Source organism: Achromobacter sp. MYb9, assembly GCF_002975275.1.
GTDB lineage: Bacteria > Pseudomonadota > Gammaproteobacteria > Burkholderiales > Burkholderiaceae_B > Achromobacter.
On the sequence record NZ_PCOQ01000049.1, the window covers coordinates 1 to 9,313 of the forward strand.

The 9,313-nt window shown below is 67.1% G+C and carries 6 protein-coding genes and 1 pseudogene; all 7 read left to right on the forward strand.

Features of this window, described 5'->3' with window-relative positions; genetic code table 11:
• The first annotated feature begins 388 nt into the window (after positions 1-388).
• Complete coding sequence (locus CQ050_RS30450) at positions 389-1,060, forward strand: response regulator transcription factor (protein ID WP_105560549.1); 672 nt, start codon at positions 389-391, stop codon at positions 1,058-1,060.
• The gene (locus CQ050_RS30455; RefSeq protein ID WP_105560550.1) at positions 1,047-3,533 is read left to right on the forward strand and encodes an extracellular solute-binding protein; all 2,487 of its coding nucleotides are present in this window, start codon (positions 1,047-1,049) and stop codon (positions 3,531-3,533) included. The genes CQ050_RS30450 and CQ050_RS30455 overlap by 14 nt, the downstream gene beginning before the upstream one ends.
• Before the next feature lie 180 nt (positions 3,534-3,713).
• On the forward strand, positions 3,714-4,811 hold the full coding sequence (locus tag CQ050_RS30460; protein WP_105560551.1) for an ABC transporter substrate-binding protein: 1,098 nt from the start codon (positions 3,714-3,716) through the stop codon (positions 4,809-4,811).
• Between the two features lie 151 nt (positions 4,812-4,962).
• Entirely contained in the window at positions 4,963-6,741 is a 1,779-nt protein-coding gene (locus CQ050_RS30465) for an iron ABC transporter permease (protein WP_105560552.1), read from the forward strand.
• A complete protein-coding gene (locus CQ050_RS30470) occupies positions 6,734-7,822 on the forward strand; it encodes an ABC transporter ATP-binding protein (RefSeq protein WP_105560553.1) in 1,089 nt (362 codons plus the stop codon). The genes CQ050_RS30465 and CQ050_RS30470 overlap by 8 nt, the downstream gene beginning before the upstream one ends.
• Before the next feature lie 147 nt (positions 7,823-7,969).
• Complete coding sequence (locus CQ050_RS30475; protein WP_105560554.1) at positions 7,970-8,902, forward strand: energy transducer TonB; 933 nt, start codon at positions 7,970-7,972, stop codon at positions 8,900-8,902.
• Positions 8,899-9,313, forward strand: a pseudogene (gene aroE, locus CQ050_RS30480) (shikimate dehydrogenase); the annotation flags it as partial. The gene CQ050_RS30475 and the pseudogene aroE, both read left to right, overlap by 4 nt.

The following is a 9,313-nucleotide window of genomic DNA, read 5'->3' on the forward strand; positions in this document are numbered from 1 at the left end:
GCGTAAGCTCCCAAAGGCCGCCCGCGCGGCCGGCCGGGAGCGGGCCCCGCAAGATCATCCACCACCCCCACTGCGTGGAACAGAACCCTAAAAAAACCGCCCGCCCCAGCTGACGTGAAATTGCAGCTGACAGAGCCCGGCGCGTCGGTGGCCGGTGGGGCGCGGGGCGTCGATAAGCCCGAGGGAATCCGAAGGGAGCCGAAGGCGGACGAGGATGACAAGGGGGAAGTCCGGAGCGAAGGCTCCGGACCGCAATCGTTGACCCGCGCCCCACCGGCCACCGACGCGACGGGCGCCTTAAGAACTCAACGCACCCCCACGCCAAAACCCACAACTCATCTGAAGCCCGTAAACTCCCCGAAAAACATACAACATCCGGAGGGACAACATGCGCATTTTGCTGGTCGAGGACAACCTTGATCTGGGCGATGCCGTGGAAAGCAAATTGCGGCTGGCGGGCCATAGCGTGCAATGGGTGCATGATGGAATGGCGGCGTTGCGTTGGGGGCTGGACGAGACCTGGGACGCGTTGGTGCTGGACATCAATCTGCCGGGCAAGGACGGGTTTTCCGTCATTCGTGAATTGCGCGCCGCCGGGTTGGAAGCGCCCGTGCTCGTCATGACCGCGCGAGCGGAAATTGAAGACAAGATCGACATGCTGGACCTGGGTGCGGACGACTATCTCGTCAAGCCCTTTGACTTGCGCGAGCTTGAAGCGCGGCTGCGGGCGCTGATGCGGCGGCCGGCCGGACAGACCACCAGCACCACGCACTACGGCAATCTCAGTTTGGACCTGGCCGGGCGCAGCGTTACCTTGTCGGGCGCGCCGCTGGAGTTGGGGCGGCGCGAGTTTCGGCTGCTGGAGATCCTGGTGGGGCGGATCGGACAAACGGTTGCCAAGGAACGGCTGATGAATCAGCTGTTCGACCTGGACGACGGCTCGCTTAATGCGCTGGAACTGCTGATCTCGCGGTTGCGCAAGAAGCTCGCCGGCGCGTCGATCGATATCGTCACCGTGCGCGGCGTCGGCTATCAGGCCCGCAGCCATGAGCATCCCTGAAAGCGCCTCCATCCGCCGCCGCGTCTTTACCTTGGGCGCTGCGCTGCTGGCGTGCGCACTGATCGGCCTGGTGTTCTTTCTGCGCGATTATGCGGATCGGGCGGCCGAGCAGGCCTTCGACCGGCTGTTGGCCGCGTCGGCGCTGACCATCGCCGGGTCCGTGCAGATCGAGGATAACAGCGTGACCGTCGAGCCGCCCGTCTCGTCGCTGGCCATGTTGTCGGGCGGCGAGCGCGTGTTCTACGAAGCGCGCGCCTCCAATGGCAAACTGATCACCGGCTATGCCGACCTGGCGCCCGCCTTGCCGCTGGCGCAGGCGGCAACGCCCGTGTTCGCGTATGTGACGTATCACGACGAACCCGTCCGCGTGGCGACCGTGGGGCGGCTGGTGTCCGCCAGCCAGCATGCCGGCTGGGTGACGGTGCGCGTGGCCGAAACGCTGGGCTCGCGCGAAGCGTTGGCCAGCGAAATTCTGGGGCGCGGCGTGCTGCCCCTGCTGATCGTGTCGCTGGTGGCGCTGGGGCTGTTGTGGTTCGGCGTGCAGCGCGCCTTCGCGCCGCTGGCCGTGCTGGAGCGCGACCTGCGCACCCGCGCGCCCGAAGACCTGACGCCGCTGACCACGCCCGTGCCGCGCGAAGTGCGCCGGCTGGTCGAAGCCCTGAACGCCTTCATGCAACGCCTTTCCATCATCATGGACACCTTGAACACGCTGGTGGCCGACGCCACGCACCAGGTCCGCACGCCGCTGGCATCTTTGCGCGCCCAGGCCGAAGTGGCGCTGGACGAAACAGACCCGACGCGGCTGCGCGAGCGTATCGGCCGCATTCATCAGAACGCCACGCACGCCAGCCAGTTGATCAACCAGTTGTTGATGGACGCCACCATCACGCACCGGCTGGGCAAGGGGCCGCCCGAATCCGTCGGCGTGGCCGAGACCATCAACGAGACGCGCCGGCGCATCGGCCCCGTGGACGCCGAACGCCTGCGCATCGACATCGCGCCGGAAGTGCGCCGCGCCCGGCTGGCCGGTGACCGCGTGGCATTACGCGAAATGCTGCGCAACCTGGTGGACAACGCCTTGCGCTATGCGCCGGACGGCACCGTCGATATCCAGGCCACGCCCGTGGCCGGGTTCCGGGTGGCGCTGACGGTGTCCGATCGCGGACCGGGCATCTTTGACGACGAAAAGGAAGCCGTGCAGCAGCGCTTCACGCGCGGGCGGGCCGGCGAGTCGCAACCGGGATCAGGGCTGGGGCTGGCCATCGTGCGTTCGGTGGCCACGGCGCACGGGGGCTCGCTATGGCTGCATGACCGGCCAGGCGGCGGTCTGTCGGCGCGCGTCATCCTGCCGCTGCAACAGCAGCCGGCCGGACGCAATCTGGCGGCGTGGCTGGGCGCGGCGTGCACGGCGGCGATGCTGCTGGTGTCCGCCCCCCAGGATGCGCGCGCGGCCCCGCTGGACGAAATCGTCACGCGCTATCCCGCGCCGCAACCGACGTCGCGCACGCTGGTCATCGCCGGTCCCACCGACACGCCTGTCGTCGCGCCCCTGATTCAGGGCTTTCAATCGTTGCGGCCCGACGTGTCGGTGGTGTATCGCGAAATCAGCAGCCGCGATCTGTATGAGGCCACCGTCGACGGACGCCTGACAAATGTCGACGTGCTGATGAGTTCGGCATCGGACTTGCAGATCCGGCTGGCCAATGACGGCTACGCGCAAAGTTACACGTCGCCCTATGCGTCCAAGCTGCCGTCGTGGGCTGTCTGGCGCAATGAGGTCTACGGCTTTACCTTCGAGCCCGCCGTCATCGTCTACAACCCCAAGCGCTTTACCGAGGCCACCGTGCCCCGCTCGCGGCAGGACATCCTGCGCCTGCTGGAACGTGAACAAGCCAACCTGCAAGGCCGCGTCGGCACCTACGACATTGCCGCCAGCAGCCTGGGCTATCTGCTGGCCGAGCAAGATGAGCTGGTGTCGTCGAACTTCTGGGGGCTGGCCAACGCGATGGGGCAAGTGGGCGTGCGGCTGTCGCCCACCAGCGCCCAGATCCTGGACGCCATCGAGCACGACGTACTGGACCTGGCCTACAACATCCTGGGGTCGTACGCGCTGTCGCGCCAGGCCGCCGGCAGCAGGATCGGCGTGGTCTTTCCGCAGGACTATGTGTTGGTGCTGGCACGATCGGTGCTGATATCGCGGCGTGCGCCCAGCCCCGACCTGGCGCGCGCGCTGGTCGATTGGCTGCTGTCTCCGGCCGGCCAGCAGGTGGCCTCCAGCCACGCGGCGCTAGGTTCCATCATGGAAGACACGCCGGGCCGCTGGACATCCGAAGCGGTGTTGGCGCGCTCAAGCGGCATCGTCCAGCCGGTGGTGCTAAGCCCCGCCCTGCTGGTCGGGCTGGACCAGCGGCGGCACTCGCGCTTCGTGCAGAACTGGGTGCGGCTGGTGACGGACACGCCGAAGCGGCCCTGACGCCACCGCGCTGTCGCGCCGCGCGGCGCAAGCCATCCACGCCGCCCGCGCGCAAGGCCAGGGATTACCCCTAGCCGCTTACCGCCCCCATGACAGGACGACGACAGACGCCGCCTCCTAAGATGGCCGCAGGCTGGACCCAGATCCTGCTACAGACCAATTCCAATCGGAGACGAACACATGCTTGCCAAGTCCCAACTGGCGGCCACCTGCGCCGCAGCTTTCGCCATCGCCACCGGCAGCGCCTTCGCGCAGGCCGTGCCGGCGGGTTACCCGGCCGACTATCAAAAGACCCTGGACGGCGCCAAGAAGGAAGGCAAGGTCGTCATCTATTCGACCACCGACACCAAGGCCGCCGGCCCCATCATCAAGGGCTTCGAAGCGCTGTATCCGGGCGTGAAGGTCGAATACAACGACATGAACAGCACCGAGCTCTACAACCGCTACATCAGCGAACAGGCGGCGGGCGGTGGCAGCGGCGACATCGTCTGGAGCTCGTCGATGGATTCGGCCCTGAAGCTGGCCACCGACTACGCGCTGCAATACAAGTCGCCCGAAGCCGGCAAGCTGCCGGCCTGGGCAGTCTGGAAGGATTCGGCCTACGGCACGACCTACGAACCGGCCGTGTTCATCTACAACAAGCGCCTGATCCCCGCTGCCGAAGTGCCCACCACGCACGGCGCGCTGGCCAAGCTGATCGCCAGCCAGCCCGACAAGTTCAAGAACAAGGTCACGACCTACGACATTGAAAAGTCGGCCGTGGGCTTCATGCTGGCCGTGCAGGACAAGGCCAACGACCCCAAGTACTTCGACACGCTGAAAGACATCGCCAAGGGCGGCCTGGTCGTGCAATCGTCCACCGGCACCATGATGGAACGCGTGTCGTCGGGCGAAAACCTGATCGGCTACAACATCCTGGGGTCTTACGCCGAAACGCGCGCCAAGGCCGACCCGTCGCTGGGCGTGGCCTACCCGACCGACTACGCGCTGGTGTTGTCGCGCGTGGCGTTCATCAGCAAGAAGGCCAAGAACCGCAACGCTGCCAAGTTGTGGATGGACTACCTGCTGTCGCAGAAGGGCCAGGAAATCATGGCCAACCAGGCCGACCTGGCTTCGGTGCGCGATGACATCGCCGGCGACAACGATGTGGACGGCATGACAAAGAAGCTGGGCGCCTCGCTCAAGCCGATTCCGGTCAACGAAACGCTGCTGGACTACCTTGAGCAGACCAAGCGCCTGCAGTTCATCAAGGACTGGCGCGCCGCGGCCGGCAAGTAAGGCCGCGCGGGTCCGGGGCGCGGCGCGCCCGCCCCGGCGCCCCATACGCGTAGCGGACGGCGGCCTGCCGCCCGCTTGACCGCCCCCCGGGCGGGCCTGCCCCTACCCGGGCGGCGCGACCGTCGCGTCACTTTGAATACAGGATTTCCCCATGCAGTCATTGCGCAGAAAATGGCAGTCCCTGCCGCGCGGCGTGGTGGTGTTGATGACAGCCCTGGCTATCTACGTGCCGCTGTCGTTCATCATCATCCAGAGCTTTCTATCCGCGCCCTTCTTTGCCCCGTCCAAGGTCTTCAGCCTGGACGCGTTCCGCTTCATCTTCGCGGACCCGGATTTCTACAAGGCGCTGAAAAGCGGCTTCATCCTGGCCTTCGGGCTGGCCATCATCGCCATCCCGCTGGGCGGCATGCTGGCCTTCCTGATGATCCGTACCGACCTGCCCGGCCGCCGCTGGATCGAACCGCTGATCCTGGTGCCGGTGTTCGTGTCACCCATGGTGCTGGGCTTCGGCTACGTCGTGGCCGCCGGCCCGGTGGGCTTCTTCTCGATCTGGGCGCAGAACATCCTGGGCTTCGTGCCCTGGAACGTCTATTCGCTGACCAGCATCGTCATCATCGCCGGCCTGACGCACGTGCCGCACGCCTATCTGTACATTTCGTCGGCGCTGCGCAGCATGGGGTCCGACGTGGAGGAAGCAGCCCGCGTGGCCGGCGCATCGCCATTGCGCGTAATGGTGTCGGTCAGCCTGCCGATGGTGCGCCCGGCCATGCTGTACGCCACCGTGCTGCTGTTCTTCCTGGGCCTGGAAGTGTTCGGCCTGGTGCTGGTGCTGGGCGATCCGGAAGGCAACCTGGTGCTGGCCACCTACCTGTACAAATTGACCAACAAGCTGGGCATTCCGTCGTATCACCTGATGGCGGCCGTGGCCGTGATCCTGATCTGCATGACGATCCCGCTGGTGATGCTGCAACGCCGTTTGATGCGCACCGCCAACCGCTTCGTTACCGTCAAGGGCAAGGCCTCGCGCGCGCGCCCGTTGCCGCTGGGCAAGTGGCGCTGGGCCGCGGGCGCGGTCGTGGCGTTCTGGCTGGTGGTCACCATCGTGGTGCCGCTGCTGGGCGTGCTGCTGCGCGCGTTCGTGTCCAACTGGGGCATGGGTGTGTCGCTGTTCGACGTGCTGTCGCTGGATGCTTTCCATACGGTCTTCGCGCAGCCCAACCTGATCCGCGCCATTGTGAACTCGGTGGCCATCGGCGTGTTCGGCGGCGCGCTGGCGGTGATGTGCTACATGTTCGTGGGCCTGGCCATGCACCGCAAGCCGGACAACGTCACCCGCTTCATGGACTACAGCGTGCTGGTGCCGCGCGCCGTGCCCGGCCTGCTGGCCGGCCTGGCCTTCCTGTGGGTGTTCCTGTTTGTGCCGATGTGGCTGGACAACGCCCTGGACGTGGACGAAAACGGCTGGCTGTCGGCGCTGCCGTTCGCCGAATGGCTGCGCGAGAACTTCATCGAATGGCTGCGCGCCATGCGCAGCACCATCTTCAGCGTGTGGCTGGCCTACACGGTGGTATGGATGGCTTACGGGCTGCGTTTGATTTCGTCGACCCTGCTGCAAGTGGGCCCCGAACTGGAAGAGGCCGCCCGCAGCGCCGGCGCGCGCCGTGGCCAGGTCACGCGCCACGTCACGGTGCCGCTGGCCAAGTACGGCCTGATCGGTTCGTGGCTGCTGATGTTCCTGATCTTCGAGCGCGAATACTCCACCGGCGTCTACCTGCTGTCGCCCGGCACGGAAACCATCGGTTCCATGCTGGTGTCGCTGTGGGCCTCGGGCGCCATCGACATCGTGGCCGCGCTTTCCTTCATCAATATCGTTCTGGTCGTGATCGGCCTGGGCATCGCCCTGCGATTCGGAGTCAAACTTCATGATTGAGCTTTCTGTAGAAGACCTGCACCTGGACTACGGCGACAACCCCGTGCTGAAGGGCGTGTCGATGCAACTGCGCCAGGGCGAAGTGGTGTCGCTGCTGGGCCCCTCGGGCAGCGGCAAGACCACGCTGCTGCGTGCCGTGGCCGGGCTGGAAGGCCCCAAGCGCGGCCGCATCACCATTGGCGATCGCATCGTCTATGACGGTGGCGCGCGCAAGGAGATCCCGGCCGAAGAGCGCAACCTGGGCCTGGTGTTCCAGTCCTACGCGCTGTGGCCGCACAAGACCGTGTTTGAAAACGTGGCCTACCCGCTGAAATTGCGCAAGGTGCCGTCGGCCGAAGTGCGCGAACGCGTGCAGGCCGTGCTGGACCAGCTGGGCCTGGGCAAGCTGGGCCACCGCCATCCGCACGCGCTGTCCGGCGGCCAGCAGCAGCGCGTGGCCATCGGCCGGGCGCTGGTGTATAGCCCGCCCGTCATCCTGCTGGACGAACCGCTGTCCAACCTGGACGCCAAGCTGCGCGAAGAGGCCCGCGCCTTCCTGCGCGAACTGATCATCCGCCTGGGGCTGTCGGCGCTGATGGTGACGCATGACCAGAGCGAAGCCATGGCCATTTCCGACCGCATCCTGTTGTTGAACAACGGCAAGATCGAGCAGCAGGGCACGCCGCAGGAAATGTACGGCTCGCCGTCCACGCTGTTCACGGCGGAATTCATGGGCAGCAACAACCGGCTGGAAGGCAAGGTCACGGAAGTACGCGACGGCCGGGCCCGCATCGAAGGCCGTGGCTGGGCCCTCTGGGGCAAGGCCGGCGAAGGCGTGACCCAGGGCCAGGACGGCACGGCGGTGATCCGGGTGGAGCAAGTGCGCCTGGCGGACGACCCCGACGGCAACCACCTGGACATGCCGCTGCTGACCAGCATGTACCTGGGCGACCGCTGGGAATACCTGTTCCGTACGCCCGACGCGGACCCCGCCAACACGCTGGCCCTGCGTGCCTACGGTCCGGAAGGCCGCGAGCCCGGCCCGTGCCGGCTGGCGCTGCCCGCCAGCAAGGTCTGGGTTTTCCCGCGCAAGACAGCCTGACGCGCCACGGTCATGCCGCGCGCGGGTCATGCCGCATGTGGCACCGCATGTGGCACCGCATGCGGCGCCGCATGTGGCGAGACCCGCGCCGTGCCCGGTCGGCGGCCCGGCGCGCCGTCCAATAGCTGTTACAAGCCGTTGGCTGGCATGCCGGGCGACGTGGACTCGACTTACAATGCGTCCGTGCAACGCCCTGATTCCTCCTCCCCGCTAGGCCGTTACGTGCGGTGGCTGGGCGCTCCCGCCCAGCACTACCTGCGCATCGGCATCGCAATATCGCTGTTGGTGCACGCCGGCGCCCTGGCGTGGCGCTTCGGCGTGCCCGCCTTTACCCGCCCGCCCGTGACCAGCCTGGAAGTCGTGCTGCTGAACGCCCGCAGCGAAACGCCGCCGGACACGCCGCGCGCCCAGGCGCAGAATCAGATGAGCGGCGGCGGCAACGCCGACCGTGGCATGACCACCACCCCGCTGCCCCAGACGGGCGCATCCGCCGAAACAATCGTGTTGGAAGCCATGCGCCGCCGGCAAGTGCAGCTGGAAGCCGAACAGACCCGCCTGATGACCCAGTTGCGCTCGCAGGAGAAGGCCGGCGCCGAGCGCCAGGCCGTCAACCCGTGGCCGGACGGGACCGATCTGGGCCAGGACTCCCAAGACCAGGCCAGCGTGATCCAGAACGCCCAGGTCGCCGCCCTGGCCGCCCGGGTGCAGCAATACAGCGCCGAACCCCGCAAGCAGTTCGTGGCCCCCTCGGCGGAGGCCTCGCGCTACGCCGCGTATCTGGACGCCTGGCGCACCCGCATCGAGGCGGTCGGCACAAAGCATTACCCGGACGAGGCGCGCGGACGCATTTACGGTACGCTGCGCATCACGGTATCGGTCCGCAGCGACGGAAGCATCGCCAACGTCGAAATCGACCAGCCTTCGCCGCACGCGGTGCTGAACCAGGCCGCCCGCCGCATCGTCCAACTGGTGGCCCTCTTCCCCCCGTTCCCCCCCGACATCGCCCGCGACACCGACGTGCTGGTCATCACCCGCACCTGGCATTTCGTCAACGACACCCTGGAAACACAAGCCCCATGACCGAGGCGATCCCTCTTGCCCGCTACGCCGTCATCGGCAATCCTATCGCGCACAGCCGCTCGCCTCAGATCCACGAGCTGTTCTCCCAGCAGACCGGCAAGCCGCTGCGCTACGAGCGCCTGCTGGCGCCGGTGGACGGTTTTACGGAAGCCACCGCCGCCTTCGTGGCCGAGGGCGGCCTGGGCCTGAACGTGACAGTGCCCTTCAAGCGGGACGCCTACGCGCTGGCGGCGGGCCGGCTGACCGCCCGTGCGCGGCTGGCCGGAGCAGTCAACACCCTGTCCTGGCGCGACGGCGCCTGGCACGGCTGCAACACGGACGGCGTGGGCCTGGTGTCCGACCTGCTGCGCCTGGGCGTGCGCTTGAACGGCGCGTCGGTGCTGCTGGTGGGCGCGGGCGGCGCCGCCCGCG